19 protein-coding genes are annotated in these 19355 nt (G+C 36.6%); 13 read left to right on the forward strand and 6 right to left on the reverse strand.

What is annotated here, in order from left to right; all coding sequences use genetic code 11:
* Positions 1–4 precede the first annotated feature (4 nt).
* Together RIV7116_RS21915 and RIV7116_RS34085 are read left to right on the forward strand one after the other, a co-directional pair.
* Positions 5–1333, forward strand: a complete 1329-nt coding sequence (locus RIV7116_RS21915) for an AAA-like domain-containing protein (protein ID WP_015120506.1) — start codon at positions 5–7, stop codon at positions 1331–1333.
* Between the two features lie 238 nt (positions 1334–1571).
* Positions 1572–3710, forward strand: coding sequence for an AAA-like domain-containing protein (locus RIV7116_RS34085; protein ID WP_015120507.1), 2139 nt, complete (start codon positions 1572–1574; stop codon positions 3708–3710).
* A gap of 78 nt (positions 3711–3788) precedes the next feature.
* On the opposite strand, the gene RIV7116_RS21925 is transcribed toward RIV7116_RS34085, so the two are convergent.
* Positions 3789–4022 carry a hypothetical protein gene (locus tag RIV7116_RS21925; RefSeq protein ID WP_015120508.1) on the reverse strand — a complete coding sequence of 78 codons (234 nt, stop codon included), beginning with the start codon at positions 4020–4022 and terminating at the stop codon, positions 3789–3791.
* A gap of 621 nt (positions 4023–4643) precedes the next feature.
* Here RIV7116_RS21925 and RIV7116_RS21930 point away from each other — a divergent pair.
* The 7 genes from RIV7116_RS21930 to rnhA all read left to right on the forward strand — a co-directional run bounded on the left by RIV7116_RS21930 (position 4644) and on the right by rnhA (position 10905).
* Positions 4644–5297 carry a class I SAM-dependent methyltransferase gene (locus tag RIV7116_RS21930; RefSeq protein WP_015120509.1) on the forward strand — a complete coding sequence of 218 codons (654 nt, stop codon included), beginning with the start codon at positions 4644–4646 and terminating at the stop codon, positions 5295–5297.
* On the forward strand, positions 5298–6956 hold the full coding sequence (locus RIV7116_RS21935; RefSeq protein WP_015120510.1) for a cyclic peptide export ABC transporter: 1659 nt from the start codon (positions 5298–5300) through the stop codon (positions 6954–6956).
* Positions 6957–7179: 223 nt separating this feature from the next.
* Positions 7180–7734 carry a pyridoxamine 5'-phosphate oxidase family protein gene (locus tag RIV7116_RS21940; protein WP_015120511.1) on the forward strand — a complete coding sequence of 185 codons (555 nt, stop codon included), beginning with the start codon at positions 7180–7182 and terminating at the stop codon, positions 7732–7734.
* Between the two features lie 137 nt (positions 7735–7871).
* A complete protein-coding gene (locus RIV7116_RS21945; RefSeq protein ID WP_015120512.1) occupies positions 7872–8450 on the forward strand; it encodes a Uma2 family endonuclease in 579 nt (192 codons plus the stop codon).
* 201 nt (positions 8451–8651) lie between these two features.
* On the forward strand, positions 8652–8939 hold the full coding sequence (locus tag RIV7116_RS21950) for an antibiotic biosynthesis monooxygenase (protein WP_015120513.1): 288 nt from the start codon (positions 8652–8654) through the stop codon (positions 8937–8939).
* Between the two features lie 122 nt (positions 8940–9061).
* A complete protein-coding gene (locus tag RIV7116_RS21955; RefSeq protein ID WP_198287546.1) occupies positions 9062–9520 on the forward strand; it encodes a protein tyrosine phosphatase family protein in 459 nt (152 codons plus the stop codon).
* 464 nt (positions 9521–9984) lie between these two features.
* The gene (gene rnhA / locus RIV7116_RS21960) at positions 9985–10905 is read left to right on the forward strand and encodes a ribonuclease HI (RefSeq protein WP_015120515.1); all 921 of its coding nucleotides are present in this window, start codon (positions 9985–9987) and stop codon (positions 10903–10905) included.
* 118 nt (positions 10906–11023) lie between these two features.
* Here rnhA and cruG read toward each other — a convergent pair whose 3' ends face one another.
* Together cruG and cruF are read right to left on the reverse strand one after the other, a co-directional pair.
* A complete protein-coding gene (gene cruG, locus RIV7116_RS21965) occupies positions 11024–12193 on the reverse strand; it encodes a 2'-O-glycosyltransferase CruG (protein ID WP_015120516.1) in 1170 nt (389 codons plus the stop codon).
* Positions 12194–12215: 22 nt separating this feature from the next.
* Complete coding sequence (gene cruF, locus RIV7116_RS21970) at positions 12216–13130, reverse strand: gamma-carotene 1'-hydroxylase CruF (RefSeq protein ID WP_015120517.1); 915 nt, start codon at positions 13128–13130, stop codon at positions 12216–12218.
* Between the two features lie 352 nt (positions 13131–13482).
* On the opposite strand from cruF, the gene RIV7116_RS21975 reads away from it, so the two are divergent.
* Complete coding sequence (locus RIV7116_RS21975) at positions 13483–13911, forward strand: hypothetical protein (protein WP_015120518.1); 429 nt, start codon at positions 13483–13485, stop codon at positions 13909–13911.
* 363 nt (positions 13912–14274) lie between these two features.
* Here RIV7116_RS21975 and rpmA read toward each other — a convergent pair whose 3' ends face one another.
* From rpmA to RIV7116_RS21990, 3 genes are all read right to left on the reverse strand, one after another.
* Entirely contained in the window at positions 14275–14562 is a 288-nt protein-coding gene (gene rpmA / locus RIV7116_RS21980) for a 50S ribosomal protein L27 (RefSeq protein WP_015120519.1), read from the reverse strand.
* Positions 14563–14690: 128 nt separating this feature from the next.
* Entirely contained in the window at positions 14691–15104 is a 414-nt protein-coding gene (gene rplU / locus RIV7116_RS21985; protein ID WP_015120520.1) for a 50S ribosomal protein L21, read from the reverse strand.
* 390 nt (positions 15105–15494) lie between these two features.
* Positions 15495–15692 (reverse strand): hypothetical protein, encoded by a 198-nt coding sequence (locus tag RIV7116_RS21990; protein ID WP_015120521.1) that lies wholly within the window; start codon positions 15690–15692, stop codon positions 15495–15497.
* A gap of 546 nt (positions 15693–16238) precedes the next feature.
* Here RIV7116_RS21990 and RIV7116_RS21995 point away from each other — a divergent pair.
* The 3 genes from RIV7116_RS21995 to RIV7116_RS22005 all read left to right on the forward strand — a co-directional run bounded on the left by RIV7116_RS21995 (position 16239) and on the right by RIV7116_RS22005 (position 19315).
* Positions 16239–17330: a DNA polymerase beta superfamily protein gene (locus RIV7116_RS21995; RefSeq protein ID WP_015120522.1), complete on the forward strand. Its 1092-nt coding sequence runs from the start codon at positions 16239–16241 to the stop codon at positions 17328–17330.
* Between the two features lie 244 nt (positions 17331–17574).
* The gene (locus RIV7116_RS22000; RefSeq protein WP_015120523.1) at positions 17575–17937 is read left to right on the forward strand and encodes a VOC family protein; all 363 of its coding nucleotides are present in this window, start codon (positions 17575–17577) and stop codon (positions 17935–17937) included.
* A gap of 82 nt (positions 17938–18019) precedes the next feature.
* Positions 18020–19315, forward strand: a complete 1296-nt coding sequence (locus RIV7116_RS22005) for a recombinase family protein (protein ID WP_015120524.1) — start codon at positions 18020–18022, stop codon at positions 19313–19315.
* Positions 19316–19355 lie beyond the last annotated feature (40 nt).

Genomic DNA, 19355 nt, shown 5'->3' on the forward strand with positions numbered 1-19355 from the left:
AGTAATGAATTTTAACTTGGATCAAGCCCTGAAAATTGCGAACAATTTGATTTATGCTAGCGCCAAACGAAATTTGACAGATGTTGAAACAGCAATAATTCAAGGTGCTTGGGAGAAACAAGATTATGGGGAAATTGCCGAGAAGAATAACTATACTTTAAGCTATATAAGTCAAGATGTGGCTCCTAAACTCTGGAAACTACTTTCAGAAGTACTCGGAGAAAGAGTTAAAAAAAATAATTTCAAGCAAGCATTAAAAAGATATTATCTTGCCGAGTCTAATTCTAGGGATAATTTACCGCTACAAAATAATATAAATAATTTTATTAAGCAAGAATCACTGATTGTTACTGATGCTTATATCAATCGTCCTCCTGTAGAATCTCTATGCTATCAAGAAATTTTACAGCCGGGAGCGCTTATCTGTATTAAAGCTCCTTGGAAAATGGGAAAAACGTCTTTGATAAATAAGATATTCGACTGTGCAAAGAGTCATAATTATCAAACAGTGCCTTTAAATTTGCTGCAAGCAGATGATTGTACTATTAAGGATTTGGATAAATTTCTACGCTGGTTTTGTTGTAGTATCAGCAGACGGTTAAAACTAGAAAATCATGTAGCTGATTTTTGGGATGAAGATTCTAGCAGCAATGATAATTGCACGGCTTATTTTGAAGATTATATTTTAGCCAATATAGATACAACCATTATTTTAGGTTTGGATAATGTAGACAAAGTTTTTAAGTATCAAGAAGTTGCAGCAGATTTTTTTGGTTTATTACGTTCTTGGTATGAAGATGCAAAGTTTCTTGATAACTGGAAAAAATTACGATTAATCGTAGCCCATTCAACCGAAGTTTATATTCCCCTAAATATCAATCAATCGCCTTTTAATGTCGGATTACCTATTGAGCTACCTGAATTTACTTTAGAGCAAGTTCATGAATTAGCTATGTGTTACGGACTCGATCAAGATTATATTCTGATTGATAAACTAATGACGATAGTAGGCGGTCATCCCTATCTATTGCATCAAGCTTTTACTAATATTAAAAATCAATCAATTCAACTAGAAGAACTTTTACAAACAGCAGCTACAGAAGCCGGACTTTATAGAAATCACCTGCGAAAAATTTATACTCATTTACAGCAGGATTCAAAATTAATTGCAGCAATGAAAAATGTAGTGGAAGAACAGCAACCGGTACGAATTGATTCCGAAGAAGCATACAAACTCTACAGCATGGGATTAGTACGCTGGTGCGGCAACGAAGTAGAACCAAGATGTAATTTGTACCGCTTGTATTTAAACGATTGCTTAACCAAAGTGTAGATATTAGCTACATTAAATGTTTAATTTGGGCGTTGCTGAATTGAAGTATGAATTTATGTTTCTGGTTTTAGTAAAGCCCCCAAAATCCCCCAAAATTGGGGGACTTTAAATTATCTTTCTCCCCCAGAATTGGGGGTTGGGGGCAAAATCATACTTGTAATCAGCAACGCCTTAATTTGTATATCAGACGCTGGCTGTGCGACTCGCACTACAATAATTGAGAATTTATTCTTGTACAATGACGGCTGCACGTCAACTTATGGTAGAGAAACTGAACTACGCTTATAAATACCAAGGGGGAAGTTTATCAGCTAACGATCCCACTTATGTTAAACGTGAAGCTGATGACGAACTTTATTTTAGTTTAAAATCTGGTAAATTCTGCTACGTACTCAACTCGCGTCAAATGGGTAAATCCAGCTTGCGAGTTCGGACAATGAAACGACTGCAAGTCGATGGTATGGCTTGTGCTGCAATTGATTTAACCGCAACTGGCAGCCAAATTACCTCAGAACAATGGTACAAAGGTATTGCCTACCGTTTATTTAGAAATTTCGGGGGTTCAGTTCAAATTGATTGGAAACAATGGTGGCGCGATCGCGATTTTCTTTCAGGAGTGCAGCGGCTAAGCGAGATAATTGATGAAGTATTATTAGAGTCAATTTGTGGAAATATTGTTATTTTTATTGACGAAATTGATAGCGTTATTGGTTTAGATTTTCCAACGGATGATTTTTTCGCATTTATTCGCAATTGCTACAATCAACGTGCAGATAATCCTAAATACAATAGACTTACCTTTTGTTTGCTGGGGGTAGCAACGCCATCAAATTTAATTGAAGACAAAAGACGAACACCTTTTAATATTGGGCAAGCAATCGAGTTAACAGGTTTTAAGCTAGAAGAAGCTAAGTTATCTTTAATCAAAGGATTTGCCTCGAAGGTAGATAATCCCGAAAAAACTTTAGCAGAAGTTCTGTTTTGGACTGGAGGGCAACCATTTCTAACTCAAAAATTATGTAAATTAGTCGTGGAAGCCCAAAGTAAAAATCCTGAAATATCGCAGTTGGTAAAAAGCCAGATTATTGAAAATTGGGAAGCAAGAGACGAACCCGAACATTTAAGAACAATACGCGATAGATTGCTTTACGATAAACGGCGTTCGGTAATTTTGTTGGAACTTTATCAAAAAATTTACCGCGAAGGCGAAATAGTTACTACTAATGTTTATGAAGAGGTAGAGCTAAGACTATCTGGATTAGTAGTCAAACAGCAAGGAAAACTGAAAATAGCTAATCCTATTTACGAAAATATTTTTAATCAAAATTGGATTGAGCAGCAGTTAGCCGCATTTTGGTTTTTTCAACAGGAATGGAAAGAATTAGATGTAGAACCTAAATCAACTTTATCTACAGCATCTTTAGCTAAGCTTTTAGGTTGCTGCGTGATTTTATTATTTATTTGCGGATTTTCTCTAGTAGCAGCTTATTATTTTTCCGGTAGTGATGTATTTATACTAAGATTTGGTGAGTATGGAAGTTTAATTAAATTTATTCGCAGCACTTTTATAGTCACAACTTACTATTATATGATGGGTGTTGTTTGGAGAAAACAAACTCTAGAAATTTTATACAGTCAATCAAAATCAGCCAAAATATCTCGTTTCATAGCATTTTTTGTTATTATCACTGTAATTTTAATTATTAGCAATCAGCTATTTGTTGTCGCACCTCAACAGCTGCAAGCGGAATTAGGAAACACTGCTCAAAGCTCCAATAAATATTATCTTCCATATATTCTACTTTCTCCTTACTCTTTTATATTACATTTGCTTGTAGCTGTGCCTTTTGGTATAGTCAGTATTTACACAGCTTTTCAGGATTATAATAAAAGCTTGCAAACAACTCTAAAATTAAACTATAGATTAAAGTTAATCGAAAACAATATTCATTTATTTCAAAATAATAGCCATTCTATCGTCACAACTATTACTCAAAACTACACAAAATATTCTTGGATTTTTATTAATAGTATAGCTCCTTATAAAACTATGCTAATTATTGTTGAGATACTGAGATTATTTGAAGCCAAGTATGGTTTTAATACTATGCTGTCTAGCGGTCAAAGATGGACAATATTTACTTATTTCTTAACTTTCATTTGTTGCTTTTTTATAATACTATGGAATTTATCTCATTATCAGCAGGTATTAACTAAAACTTCTTATTGCTTATTAAAGCTGCAAGCCGATACTGATAAATTTGAGTCAGAAAACAATGTATTTCAGTTAGTTAAAAAAACAATTAATTATCAGTTTGATATTTACCTAATCATGGTTTTGATAATTTTGAATATTTTAAATATATTTTCAAATTGACAAACCTCACCCTGTCCTGTCGGACATCCCTCTCCGCTATTTTTGAGAGGAAACTCTCCCCTCTTATCCAATAGGTAATCATAAAGCCGGGAAGTGAGTAATTACGAATTGAGTAAATAATTGTGCAATGTAGTAAGTGATAATAATTACAATTGCCTGAGTTAAAATGCCTTGAACCCAGTTGATTGTTTCAAATGAATCTAATTTACTAATAGAGGATTTAACGCCAAACAAAGCGAAAGCGATCGCAACAGGATTTTGAATTACACCCGGTATAAGAAGTGCCAGAGGATTATCGAAACGGCATACCATCTGACGGAGGGGGAAAAATAAAGTTATATACCATAATAATCTGCCTAAAAAATAAATGCCTAAAGTTTGAAAAAAATAATTGCTAATATTTGGTAATAAAAGTAACTTTAGAAACTTGATTATAGCAAAAGTATAAAGAGTCTTAATATTTTTGTCAGGAGAGAATATTTACTTAGTTTGATATTTTATATCTCGCATTTGTATGTTTGGCTCTCATCTACAGAAAGATGCTCTAAGTATGTAATTTGTTTGAAAGCACTAATATACAAGGCTTTTAGTTTGTTTTTCGCTTATGTCGTAATATACAGTTCAATATATACTCCAGGAGTATTTTAAGCTGATGGTAACTGCAATACATTCAAATTAATTGAGAAAAAATGCTGCGAAATTCAAAATACCAAACCAGAGCTAGATTCCTAGATTCGCACTGAGATTATTAGTGATTATCGCGACACTAAAATATATTTTTAGCTTTGGAGAATATCAGGTTTTTAAAGTCTTAAATAATACAATTATGCGCGCTTTTACCAAACAAATTGATAAGCTATACTAAGATAAAATAAACATAATTTTGCGCTTGTAAGATAAATATCCTTACCTCGCAATTTCTGTAAATTTTATATGGCTAATCTATGGACTTCTGCCGAACATGCTTTGAATTATCTAGCACAAGCGGATAATATTCCTCACCGCACTGAAGGTGAAGCAGTGCTGCTAGAGGAAGTACCTAAAACCGTGAAGCGCATTCTCGATTTAGGTACTGGAGATGGACGCTTGCTAGCATTACTAAAGATTGAACGGCATAACGTTGAATCTGTCGCGGTAGACTTTTCACCAACCATGCTAGAAGCGGCGAACAGTCGTTTTCAAGGTGATTCTACAGTAGAAGTTATCGAACACAATTTAGATGAGAGCTTACCAGAGTATGGAACATTTGATGCCATCGTTTCCAGTTTTGCGATTCATCATCTCAGCCACAATCGTAAACGTTCGATTTATGTAGAAATATTTAATATGTTGCAGCCCGGTGGTGTTTTCTGCAACTTAGAACATGTCGCTTCACCTACAGTGCGTTTGCACGAAAAGTTTTTAAAAGCGATAGGTGTCACACCAGCACAAGACGATCCATCCAACCAGCTTTTAGATGTAGAAACTCAACTAAAGTGGTTGCGGAACATTGGCTTTGAAGATGTGGATTGTTATTGGAAGTGGCTAGAATTAGCTCTACTAATTGGACGGAAACCAAAAATTGTAACCAGCGATGCGGTGCAGTGAATGAATTTACTCTGGCTTTTATTGAAGGCTTCTTGGTTGCAAGTGGCGATCGCCGTTTTTACGGGTTTAGTGAGTGGTGGAACAACAGCTAGATTGATAGCGTTGATAAATAAGGCTATTAGCGATGGATTTCAATCCTCAAATAGTTTCAGCGACTTGGTTTGGCAGTTTCCCATTTTCGCATTGATAGTAGTTGTCAACAGCATTATTTCGCAAGTCTTACTCATAAATCTTTCTCAGGAAGCCGTTTATCAATTACGGTTGCGTTTGAGTAGAGGAATTTTATCTTCTCAACTGCGGCATTTAGAAAAATTAGGTACGTCGCGTTTGCTGGCAACTCTTACAGAAGATGTCGCAACATTGACGGCTACAGTTTACGCAATTCCTTTTATCTGTGTTGATATCGCTATTATTGCCGGGTGCTTGTTTTATTTATCGTTCCTATCGAGTACGGTATTTACTTTTACCGTAGGCTTCGTAATGATAGCTGTCGGTAGTATTCAACTATTAATTAATAGAGCGCAAGGTTACTTGGTTACAGGGCGAGACGAACAAGATCGTTTGCTCAAACATTTTCGCGCTATCACCGAAGGTATCAAAGAGCTTAAACTTCACACAGCTCGTCGTCAAGAGTTTTTTGATTCGGAATTGCAGCATAGTGCAGCCATATGTCGCGACCAAAATTCGGCAGCATTATTAACCTTTTCAGTTTCTACAGGATTGGGCAATTTATTGTTTTTTATCCTTGTAGGTTTGCTGCTATTTTTATTACCGCAAATCGCACCTATTTCTCCCAGCATACTATCGGCTTATATACTTACAGTTACTTATTTGATGTTGCCCATGCAAAGCATATTAGATAAGTTACAAGCTTTGTCTAAAGCCACGGTAGCATTACAGAAAATAGAAAGAATGGGTTTAGTATTAGCCGGTAACAAAGAAAACTATATAGAAGAAAAAAAGAAAGATGTAAACACATTTAAAAAATTAGAATTAAAAAAAGTTGTTCATGCATACCCAGGAGAAGACAAAGAAAGTCGTTTTAGTTTAGGCCCGGTTGATTTAACCTTTAAACCAGGGGAAATAGTATTTATAGTTGGCGGAAACGGTAGCGGAAAATCAACTTTAGCCAAACTAATTACGGGATTATATATTCCCGAAGAGGGAGAAATTGTATTAGATGATAAAGTGATTACCGATGATAATCGGGAATGGTATCGCCAACACTTCTCCGTAATTTTCTCCGACTTTTACCTATTTGAAAAACTTTTAGGAATGGAAAAACCAGCCCTAGACGAACAAGCTCAGGAATATTTGAGGCAGTTAAAAATCAGTCACAAAGTCACAATAGAAAACGGTAAACTATCAACTACAGAACTTTCGCAAGGACAGCGAAAGCGGCTGGCATTATTAACAGCTTATTTGGAGAATCGTCAAATTTATCTATTTGATGAATGGGCATCAGATCAAGATCCAATGTTTAGAGACATTTTTTACAAAGAAATATTACAAAACTTGAAAAAACGCAATAAAACAGTAATAGTCATCAGTCACGACGACCATTATTTTCACCTTGCCGATAGAATCATCAAACTAGATTACGGTAAAGTTGAATACGATAAAATTAATGCTCAATTAGAAGTAGGGCATAGAGCCTAGGTAATGGGGAATTGGGCATTGCTCTAAGTGTATTAACTTGTTCCTTGTCTCCGGCAAGGAATACATTCTTAGAGGCTCTACCTCTTATTTAAACTTGAGGCAGAGCCTCATGTTTGGCATTCCAAGGCAGAGCCTTGGAACGAGAAATAAATTAATAGCCATATAAAATCATTGGTATAGAATGTTAGCAAATTAACTAAGAACTGTTTACTACTAACTGAAAATGGCTAAAGTCTTTGATTCTATCACCGAAGAATTGCAAAAATTTATTACAAATCAACAGATGTTTTTCGTTGGTACAGCACCATTAAATTCTGACGGACATGTAAATATTTCTCCCAAGGGATTAGAGAGTTTTCGTATTCTTTCACCACATAAAGTTGCTTATTTAGATTTAACCGGAAGCGGAAACGAAACATCAGCGCATTTACAAGAAAACGGACGAATTACCTTTATGTTTTGTGCTTTTGAAGGTTCGCCCTCTATTTTGCGTCTTTATGGTAGCGGAAAAACTATTTTACCTAATAATTCAGAATGGGAATCTTTATATTCACAATTTCCCGAAATACCGGGAACCCGTCAAATAATAGTAGCTGATATTGAAAGAGTTCAAACTTCTTGTGGAATGAGCGTACCTTTATATGATTATCAAGCCCAGCGAGAAAGTTTAGTTAAATGGGCAGCTAAAAAAGGGGAATCAGGAATTAAGGAATATCATCAAAAGAAAAATATGGTTAGCATTGATGGTTTAGCAACTCCGTTGAGTGAAATATTATAGGAATTATAATTGCAAAATTATTAGTGAGTGGAAAATAATTTTAATATGAAACCTCACCCTCAATCCCTCTCCTTATTAAGGAGAGGGAAGCCGGAGGGAATGAATACTACGTCTCTACAAATCCTAACTTTTAAATCATGGTAGTTCAACTCAACCAGCAATTAACCCTCGAAGAGTTCTTTAATCTTCCTCCAGGAGAAGGAGATATTACCTACGAACTCATTGACGGAAAAGCAATTCCTAAAATGTCACCGAAAAAATTTCATTCCAAACTAACCCGTGCCCTTCTTAATCTGATAGAAAAATGTTGTGAAGGAAAAGGAGAAGTGTGTCCAGAATTAGCAATTACATTAACTCGTAATGGACGTAACTGGGTACCAACACCAGACTTATTATATATATCCAACGAACGTTTACCAGATGACTGGGAAGAAGAAGGAGCTTGTTCAATACCACCAGATTTAGCAATTGAAATTATCTCACCCGGACAAACTTTTGGACAAATGGCTCTTAAAGCGCAGGATTATTTGAATGCTGGAGCATTAAGGGTTTGGGTGGTAGACAGTAAAGCTAGAAGCATTACAGTTTTTTATCCAGATGCAGCACCGAGAACTTATATGGGTGATGAAGTAATTACTGATTCTTTATTTGCAGGGTTAGAATTCAGTGTTGAAGCAGTGTTTCAAAAAGCTAAAATTCCAGCGAAAAATGATTAACTGTAATGATTAATTGTAGGGTGCTGTTACGGCTTTAGAATTTATCATTTAAAATAATACGTTTGAAAATGCCGTAACGCACCATAATATTCAACTCAAAACTCGTATTTAGAGAAAACTTCCTTTTCCTCTTCACCCGCTTTTATCCATTCCTGCATAGCCGGAAGTGCCATTAGGGCTTCCATATAATCCTTAAAACAAATGATTCTCGAAGTTGCAATTTTAGATATAAAAGACGGAATGTCTGATGATTTTGAAGCCGCATTCAAACAGGCTTCAAAAATTATCTCTTCAATGCCGGGATACATATCTCACGAATTACAAAAATGTGTCGAAGTCCCAAATCGTTATATTTTACTCGCTCGTTGGGAAGCTTTAGAAGCTCATACCGTCGGGTTTAGAAAATCAGCAGAATATCAAGAATGGAAACGACTTTTGCATCATTTTTATGAACCTTTTCCCGTGGTAGAACATTATTATTCGGTTTGACGTTCAAAATTCAAAACTGCCAATCTGCCACTATAAGTTTAATTACTCTCCCCTAAATTATTAATCGTGCTGCAAACTTAGACTTTATTGTAAAATAGTCGCGCATCGATTAATAAATTAAAATGTCTCATAATTGTATGGAAAATATTTACAACTACTTAAAAATTTCCGATAAAATTGCTACTGCGGGACAACCATCTGTAGAACAGTTTTCTTATATAAAAGAAGCAGGTTATCAAGTTGTTGTCAATCTTGCATTAAAAGATTCTTCTAATGCTTTACCTAATGAAAAAGAAATTATAGAATCTCAAGGAATGCAATACATTCATATACCCGTAATTTGGGAAAATCCGACTGAGGATAAGTTACAAGAATTTATTCAAGTAATGAAAACAAACGTCGATAAAAAAATCTTTGTTCACTGTGCAGCAAACAAGCGGGTATCTGCTTTTATCTATCTATATCGTCGCCATCAAGAAGGTATTGATGAGGAAATAGCGAAAAAGGATTTACATCAGATTTGGGTTCCGAATGAAATTTGGCAGCAATTTATTCAAGATGTAGAGAAAAATTATAAGTAATTGATTATTTACAGCATTTTAATTTGTAACTAGTACAAGTCGGCGTTAATAAGGTAACCATTAAAGATGGCTGAAAAGCCTATAAAATCAAACTTCTTACTTCTTACTTCCGCGCAGCAGTACTAGCAACTTAGAAACCCGGTATCTTTAACAATACCGGGTTTCTTTTTTCTCTTAATTCGTCGTCGCTAAGAATAATTTAATTAGAGTTTCATCATAATTACTGCTTATGCTTATCTTAATTTGCCAATTTTTAGCGCGAATAAACCCAAAATAAATCAAAAACAAAATTAATAAATTATTAAATATTATTTTCTTGGTATAACTGAGTGTCCAAACGTGATAACGTTTATAACTCGTTGCAACTAGAACCTTTTTCCTCTTTTTGCAGCGGATATTTGCTACAACATTATTAACCGTGTCGTAGTTATGTCCTCGTATTTTCACGAGTTAAAATATTAACTATGTCTTCTCAGCCTACAATTCAAAATATATATACTGATGGCGCTTGTACCGGCAATCCAGGTCCCGGTGGTTGGGGTGTTGTTGTTTACTTCGATGATGGTTCGATTCACGAAATCGGTGATGCATCAAAAAAAACCACCAATAACAGGATGGAAATGCAAGCCGCGATCGCAGCTTTGGAATTTTTAGAATCTTCCGGGCAAAACAAACCCGTTACTCTTTACACCGACAGCGAATATCTAATTAACTGCGTTACGAAGTGGGTGAAAGGATGGAAGCGTAAAGGTTGGAAGAAATCCGACGGAAAACCCGTGCTTAACCAAGATTTATTGGAAATTCTAGATAATCTTAATAATCAAAAGATTAAATGGCAACACGTTCGCGGTCACGCTGGTAATATAGGTAACGAACGTTGCGACACAATCGCCCGTGGTTTTGCTTCAGGGAAAATACCATCGCTAAAGCAAATGCTGGATATAAATTTCAGTGATGCTAATTTCGCACAAAAAGCCGAAGTTGAGGTATCATCTACATCTAACTCACACATTACGCCACCCGTTATTAACAAAAAGATACATAATAGTAATCTTGAGTCGGACACAAACAATACGAAAACTATGGAATCATCTAGCGCTTCTGCTACCTTGCAAAACGAAGATTTACCACGCGAAACAAGAGTCTCGCAACTCCGCAGTTTAGTTGAAACTCTTCGCATTGCTGACGAAATAGCCGAAAAAGGTTACTTAATCACAAGTTCCGAATTAGCGGACTTAATGAACGTCCATGCTAGTGCTGTTACTAGCCGTGGAGACCAATGGCGTTGGAGAAACTGGATAGTTTCCCGAGTACGTCGCGAGGGTAATCAAATACTTTGGGAACTCGAACGCGCCGATAAACTTGACGATGATGAAGGAGAGTAAAAAGAGTTAGGAGTTAGGAGTTAAGAGTTAGGAGTTAGAAATATTTTATTCTTTCCCTCCCTCACTCTCTCCCTCCCTCACTCCCTCACTCCTTTTTCCCCCTATCTCCCTCTCTCTCTCAACCATACTCACGTCCTCGCCACTGTCGCGGGGTACGAAAGGCTGACAAGAAAATTCTGGAAACTGCTAAGGGGTCTGCAATTGGTGAAAGCCAAAATAACCAGCCCCCTTTAGTTTGAGTAAAATCGTAAGACGGTGCTATTGCTAAAAGCATTAAACAACGAATTAGCAGTAAAAATAGATTCAGAGACAAAAGTACCGATGGGAAAAGAACGTGGGGAGAAAGAAATAATAGTAAAACTACTAATATTAAAGGTAAGCCTTGGGTTGATGCGAGCAACCATAAGTCTCCCCAAGTTTGAGCCTTTGAAGATGCGTCTTTTAGGTCAAGGCTTCTTCCCCATTCTTTCCAGGTTTCTGCTGCTCCTTCATACATCCTTACCTTAAGTACTTTAGCTCCATCTAAGAAACCTACTTTAAAACCAGTTGCGGCTATCTGTCTTGCTAAAGTGACATCATCGCAAAATGAACTTTTGGCGCTGGTATAGCCATTAACTGTTTCTAAAACCGAACGACGGCACAGAAAGCATTGTCCGTTAGCCATTACCCGCTCGGATGCCTGCGTATTCACACCCGCAGGGTCAAATCTATAAAGTAGCGTCATTAACAGCGCCGGTTGAAGCAAAGATTCACCAGGATATTTAAGAATGAATCGGGGAGACAGCGAAACTAAATCGTATTCGAGAGCAGATGCAGTTTTGATCAAACCAGCAACTAAACCGGGATGCGGTTGAGTATCCGCATCCATTCCCAGAAACCATTCACTCTTCGGGTCAATATTCAAAAAGCCATTATGTAAAGCCCACGGACGACCTACCCAATATGAAGGCAAAGGGTCATCTGTTATCAAACGAAAACGCGGGTCTTTTTCAATTGTTGCTTTTACTAAGTCGCGGGTACCATCTTGGGAATTGCTATCCACAACGATGATTTCCCGGACTTCATAACTTTGTTTGCTCAACCCACTTAACAAGGGGCTGATACGTTCGACTTCATTAAGAGTCGGAACCACCACGCTAACATTCCCTAAAAGTTCAGGTGTAGGACTTTGGGGCTGAATCGGAGGTTGGCGAAATGGTCCTTTTAGTAGACGCGACAGCAGAACAAAAACTGCTGGTACCTGAATAAGTAAAATACAAAGCGAGATACCGCTCAAAAACTCCTGCATTATTAATCGCTATGTTGAATCATTACTTAACAGCAACTTTTAGAGAAGCGACTGCAACTTCATTTGCTGCATTTTCTACATCATCAACTGTATAGGTTGGTACTGTAGAACTTTTCAACCACAAAACTAAAGCCGGAATTACACCTAAAACAAAACCTAAAGAAACTGGGATAACATAACCATCCCCCAGACTTAACCCAGCAGCAAAACCAAAATTGCTTAAGTAAACAATTAGAGGAAGAACTAATTGCGAACGCCATAATTTAATCGGCTTCGTACCCCATATCAAAGCTGCTAAACTCATAAACAGGGCGCTAGTACCAAACCAACCAGCATAGTTTCGATAAGGTGTTCCGAAGAAGTCTCCCGGAGTTTCCCAATACCAGAAAGGAAAAGCTGTTTGACTCATAGCTGGTTCCAAAGCGAAATCCCAACTTGTGAAGAGCAAAGCACCAATGGCGATCGCCCCAATATGGCGAATCAATGTTGGTTTTTCGGCTACCTTTAAACCACTTCTTGCAATTAAGTAAGCTGACAAACCTACATAAAACCAGGATAAAGGAATAGTAAACGGCACTAAACCGCCTATTTTATAACCCAAACCACTAAGATAACTGTAATCTCCAAAGGGAAAACCAGTACTAGTTCCCAGCAGCTCGCTACCTACCGATATTAAAACAGAAGGTATTAGAAAACCCAGCCAAGTCCGCCATCCCAAGACTCTACATGCATAAATCGAAACGGCTACTATGCCAAAAATAATGTCTACTACACCACCATTAGCCATACTCACTTGCATAGCTGTTTGTCCAACATCCCCAAAATTCAAAATCATTTTGGCGTTAGGTATCACCAACATAATACCTACAAGTCCGAAAACCTTAGCCAAAATATGACTTATAAGGCAGACGCGCTCCGCAATAACAGATTGTCTCATGATAATCCCTTAACAAGATATGATAAGCCGCAACTTAGCTGATATCAGTTTACAAATGTTTAAGAACACATTGAAATAATTTTTAATAAAATCTTATTCTACCTGCTTACTTAAACATCCTCATCTTTTTTTCCTGGCTTGATATCAAAGATAGAGTTATAGTTTACGGCATCACAGCCAGCTATCGTAAAGTAAAATAGATTGTCGAGCTTCAGTCGAGCTTCAAAATATCAGTGTTATTAAACACTTTATCCTCAATTGGTGCAACTAATACTGAGATAAAAGTAATCATTCTTACTTTTGAAAGATTGTAAATTAACTACTCACTGTCTCGATGGAGACAAACAGTTAGATGTCTATCATACAACAGCTTCCTTGGGTTTCACTTACGCTCGTATTGCTTACTTACAGCGTATTTGGATGGATATTATCTAAAGAAAACCTGCCGTTATTTGCATGGTTAATGATTGGAATTAGCGTGTTGCTTCTAGTTGCGGCAATAACTACTCCTTGGTCAAAAGCTGTCAAATACGTGAAGTTTTTATTCAACACAAAGTTAAAATCTTTTCTGTTGGCTGTTTTGGGAGCATTCTTATTTTTTCTTGTTTTTGCTGAGTTCAGAATCTTTCTAGATATTATGCTAATAATTAGCGCAACTATTTTGGTAAGATTAGATTTCCAAGTAGCTGGAATTAGCGAAAATAAAGCTTTTTTGCTTACTTCTTTGTTTTCTATAGTAGGGTTAATGTCTGGAATTTTATTAGATTATTTACTTTCATAAATTCACAATGTGAATCAAAATTAAACAAGTTCAATTATTTTTTTTGATAGCGGTTTTCAATTGCATACAATACGCAAGTTGGAGTTTACCCACTTCCCTTTCAAAGTTAGATATTTAGGTTTTAAATAAATAGTTAAGAATTTTCTTAAATGGTCAGGGTGAGGTTTCAATAAAAAAAATAAAAGGGGAGTATCCCAATGCCGGAACAAACACCTTACCCGTCACCCCATAAGGATGCGGCTACACAAACAAAGCCCGACGACCTAACGACCTGGGCTAGAAATTATCATAGCCCGCGAAGGCGGGCTTTGTTTTTTTAGCCCCAGACTTCTAGCCTGCGGGCTTTTTGTAAAATTGAGATTTTTAAGAAGCAACAGTTGCTGGTTCAGACTCAGTAGCGCCAGTGTAAACGCTAACTTTCTTGCGGCTCTTGCCCTTTCTTTCAAAAGTTACAACACCGTCAATTAAAGCAAACAAAGTATCATCTTTACCGATACCAACATTGTTGCCGGGGTGATACTTAGTACCGCGTTGACGTACCAAAATATTTCCAGCGAGAACATTCTGACCACCATAGCGTTTCACGCCAAGGCGCTGAGCATTTGAGTCGCGTCCGTTACGAGTACTACCAGTTCCCTTCTTATGAGCCATGTTTTCTCCTTTTGATAATTGATGATAAAAACGTTAAAGGTTAAAGGTTAAAGGTTAAAGGTCAAAGGTTAGGAGTTTGAAATTACCAATTACCCATTACCAATTACCAATTACCAATTACCCATTACCTATTCTGCAACAACTTCAGCAGTTACGGCTTCAGCAGGTGCTTCTTCATTGCTAGCAGTACTATCAGAAGAAGTTTGTGCAGAAGCAACGACAGAACCATTCATATTAATGGAATCAATCATTAAACGAGTAATTTCTTGACGATGACCGCGCTTTTTACGGGTTTTCTTTTTCGGCTTCATCTTGTATACCAAGACTTTGCGCCCTCTAAAGTGGCGCATTACCGTTCCTTCTACCGTAGCTCCGGACACTAAAGGCTGTCCTATATTAACTTCACCGTCATGCTGCACAAATAAAACTGAATCTATAGTAACTTTCTCATCCGGTTCTTTATGCAGTAGCTCAATATCGTAAAAACGTCCCGGTTCAACTTTTAGTTGCTTTCCGCCGGTTTCAATAATTGCGTAACTCATTTATTTATCCTTAAAATTGCCGTACAGGTAGCTGATTCACAACTGCTAAATCGTTGTAACCAGCTTTTACAACATGCCTACCTGGTCCGAGCAGGAATTAGACAGCCGACAGACAATATTACTATCATGGCGGCTTATTTTGCAAGTTTTAGATTGCTTCAATTACAGCATCGCTAAAAAGTTCAAGGTGTTCAGTTCGGGTGGTGCGTGACACTACAACCCTGATTACTAGGTTCAGAATTTAATTAAGTATCACAGCACCCTACAACAAAAATGTGCCAGTTACGTAAGTCTTAGTGTTAATGCTTTCTTATTATCGGATAACACATTTAGAGACGTAGCACTGCCAAGTCTCAAACAGTTTGATGTAATTGTGCAATACCAAAAATCTTATCGATTTAGTAAAGCATAATTAGAAGTTTTTTCTCTATTAGAAATATTAAATACCGGGTTCGAGAAAGAGCAAGCTTTCCAATGGCTTTTAACTAAACCATTATTTAATAATCCGCAGGTACCACCACGCTGTCCTAACGGCGTGAAATATTCGCAGTATCTACAGCTTGAAGGGGAAGAATTTAAAGTACTCATATTATTCTCTTTAAACTTAAAAAAACAATTGCCTACTTTCTAACAAATAGCTAGCCTATCGCCAAATTACTTGTAAAAGTTAGGAATCCACCATCTCTGGATACTGTTGACAACCATTAATGATTGCCAAAAATAATTCGATATCACACTATCCTTGGGTTGATATTGGTTTGTCTTTCTTAAGGGTGAGAGATTAAAATAACTATGCACATCGGTATAGAAAGTATATATATAATCTAATTCTTGAAAAAATGTGAATTCACCTCATTATCGGGTCTCAACGTCATTCTAGAACTTAAAGATGATAATAGATTTATTCGTTTTTAGTCTTAATTTTGGATAGTAGCGTTTATTGATGCGAATTGAATAAGTATATAAATCATTAAGCTACAGCTATAGCAGTATTAAAGGTTACTATTTATTTAAGCCAAAGCGATAACTAAGAAGCCTGGTTTTCTTAAAAAAGTTAGTTGCTGGCATATTAAGCAATTTAAGATATATAACTAAAAAACGATTATTAGTTTCAGCTATATTAAGCAATAAAATATGAAAAGAATAGAAGTAGAACAAAGAACGATTTTTATCGGATTAGCCGGAAGTCATGGTTATGGATTAAACCGTCCCGATTCCGATTATGACTGGAGGGGTGTATTTGTCGCACCCAAAGAATATTATTTAGGATTTAATAAAGGTATCGAACAAAAAGATAACGGTTGGAACGAACCGGGTATATTTTCGTTTCTGGATAACAGCGAAGATACTGTTATCTATGAATTAAGAAAAATCATCCAGCTATTAGCAGGAGCAAACCCCAACGTTTTAGAACTATTGTGGTTAAGCGAATATCCTATCTTAACTCCAGTCGGACAGCGTTTAATTGATTGCAGAAAGTTATTTTTAAGTAAAAAGGTAAAGCATACCTATTCCGGTTATGCATTTGCTCAAATCAAAAAAATAGAAACTCATCGTAAGTGGTTATTAAATCCCCCGCAATCCAAACCATTACCATCTGACTTTGAAATAGAAAACGAAACACCTTTAGTTAAAGAAGAATTAAACGCTTTTCTAGAATATCTTTATTTATTAATTAGAGGTAAAATCGAATTTTTAGAAGAAGCAGAACAACTGTATAAATTGTTAACAGCCGATATTGACTTTAAAGGAATGTTGAAACAGCATCCTTTACCAGATGAAACCATAGAAAAAACACAAGAATTTACAAATAGCCGTAAAGACTTTATTCGCCTGCTGCAAAGAAGCCAAAGATATCATAATGCATTGAGAGAATGGCAGGCCTATCAATCGTGGAAAAAAAATAGAAATCCTCAGAGAGCAGAAACCGAAAAATTATCGGGTTATGACCTCAAACATGGAATGCACTGTATTAGATTATTACGTAGTGGTTTAGAAATATTACGCAATCAAGAAGTTATCGTAGACAGAAATAAAATCGGCGATGCAGCAAGTTTAAAAGCAATTCTTAACGGCGAATACTCCTACGAACAACTAATGCAAATGGCTGAAGATTTGGTAGCCGAAATGGAAACAGTTTATGACGAATCAACCTTACGCCATAAACCAGATTTAGAACAGATTAATGATTTATGTATTGAATTAGTAGAAATGCAAGGGTTTTAATCAGTTAGCAGTGAACAGTGAACAGTGAGCAGTTTTCAACCGGAGGATGTGGATCTTCAATTATCAGTTACCCTTCACAAAAACAAAATTATCTTACGTCGGTGAATTTTGAATTTCTGTAAATTATGAATGATAGGGCATGGAGCATTGGGCGTTGGGCATGGGGGATTAGGTATGGGAGAATAAAAGTTAGAAAAAACTGTTAACCACTAACCACTAACCACTAACAACTAACTTTTATAATATGCAAATTACCCAATGTTTGCACGCAGCAATTCTTGTGACTGATTTAAACCGTAGCGAAAAATTTTACGGTGAGATTCTCAAACTACCTCAAACAGAACGTTCGCGAAATTTTCCCGGTAGCTGGTATCAAGTTGGTGAATATCAGTTACACCTAATAGTTACATCCCAAGTTTCTAACCAACCAAAACACGAAAAATGGGGACGCAACCCCCACATTGCTTTTTCAGTTGCCGACTTAGATGCCGCCAAAGAGCGATTATTAAAATATAATTGCCCAATCCAACCAAGTGCTTCTGGTCGTCGAGCATTATTCACCCAAGACCCAGATGGGAATATTATTGAATTAAGCGAACAGCAGTAGAAAGTTAGGAATTAGGAGTTATAAATATACCCCTTACTGTTAACTGTTAACTGTTCACTGTTCACTGTTCACTGTTCACTGAATGAAGTTCGGATACACTTACAGCGACCCTTTATTAGAACAAAATCCCGAACCTACGAGCTTGGGATGGGATGTAGATAAAATTTATCAAGATTTGGGAAAACGTTCGGAGTTACAACAATTATTTCAAGACTGTAAAATAAATCCCCCAGATTGCGTTTTTATTCGACGCTTGGAAGAATTAGGTGATTCTGTTGAAGAAGTAACCTTTACACTTTCTCAATTTGAAAAAATGGGAATAAATTTGATCGCAGTCGAACAAAATTACAACTCTCAAACAAAATATTCTAATACTCATGCCAACTTACTCAAACTCTTATACGAAATTCAGCAACAAAAACGTAGCGATCGCATTCGTCAGGGACACGCACGCAATCGCTTAGAAGCAATACCACCGCCAGGAAAAGCACCTTACGGATACCGTAGAGGTAAAGCAAAATATATTATTGACCGTACTATCTCACCAGTAGTTAAAGAGTTTTTTGATCGCTTTTTGCTATACGGTTCCTTACGTGGAGCAGTGCGTCATATAGCGAAAAAATACGGTAAAAAAATATCAGTTACCACTGGAAGACGCTGGCTATCTAATCCGGTGTACCGTGGCGATATTGCTTACCGGAATGGGGAAATCGTTCGCGATACTCACAACGCAATCATTTCTCGTGAAGAAGCTGCTCAAGTAGATCGCATTTTACGTCGCAACAGTCGTTTACCATCTCGTACAGCTAGCGCACCGCGTTCTCTAGCGGGTTTAGTTGTTTGCGGTGAATGCCAATCGCATATGAATGTCACTCGCGTCACCTTTCGCAGACAGAAAAAGGAGTATAACTATTTACGTCCTATCAACTGTTCTAAAAATAAAAAATGCCGTAGTATTTCTTATCAACAAGTATTAGAAAGTACTATTGAAAAGGTTTGTAATGACTTACCTCACGCAGTAGAAAATATAAATTTTCCATTCTTTGATGAAGTCAAAAATAATTTAACAAAAGTTATTACCGCTCAACAACAGATATTAGAGCAGATACCATCTTTAGTAGAAACCGGTATCTTAGATGAAGAAACCGCTAAACTGAGAATTTATAAAATTCGTACCGAAATATCTCACCTCCAAACACAATTAGAAATATTACCACCAGTTAATTTACGTTCCGTTGCTCAAGCCGTTTCAATACCACAATTTTGGCTCGATTTATCAGAAACAGAAAGAAGATTTTATTTTAGAGAATTTATTCGTCAAATCGAAATTATTCGTCAAAACAGCAGTTGGGATTTACGAATTATTTTTATCTTTTAAGAGGATGTTTAGAAAGTTATAAATAAAACCACAAATCTTT

The sequence above is a fragment of the Rivularia sp. PCC 7116 genome, from assembly GCF_000316665.1.
Lineage (GTDB): Bacteria > Cyanobacteriota > Cyanobacteriia > Cyanobacteriales > Nostocaceae > Rivularia.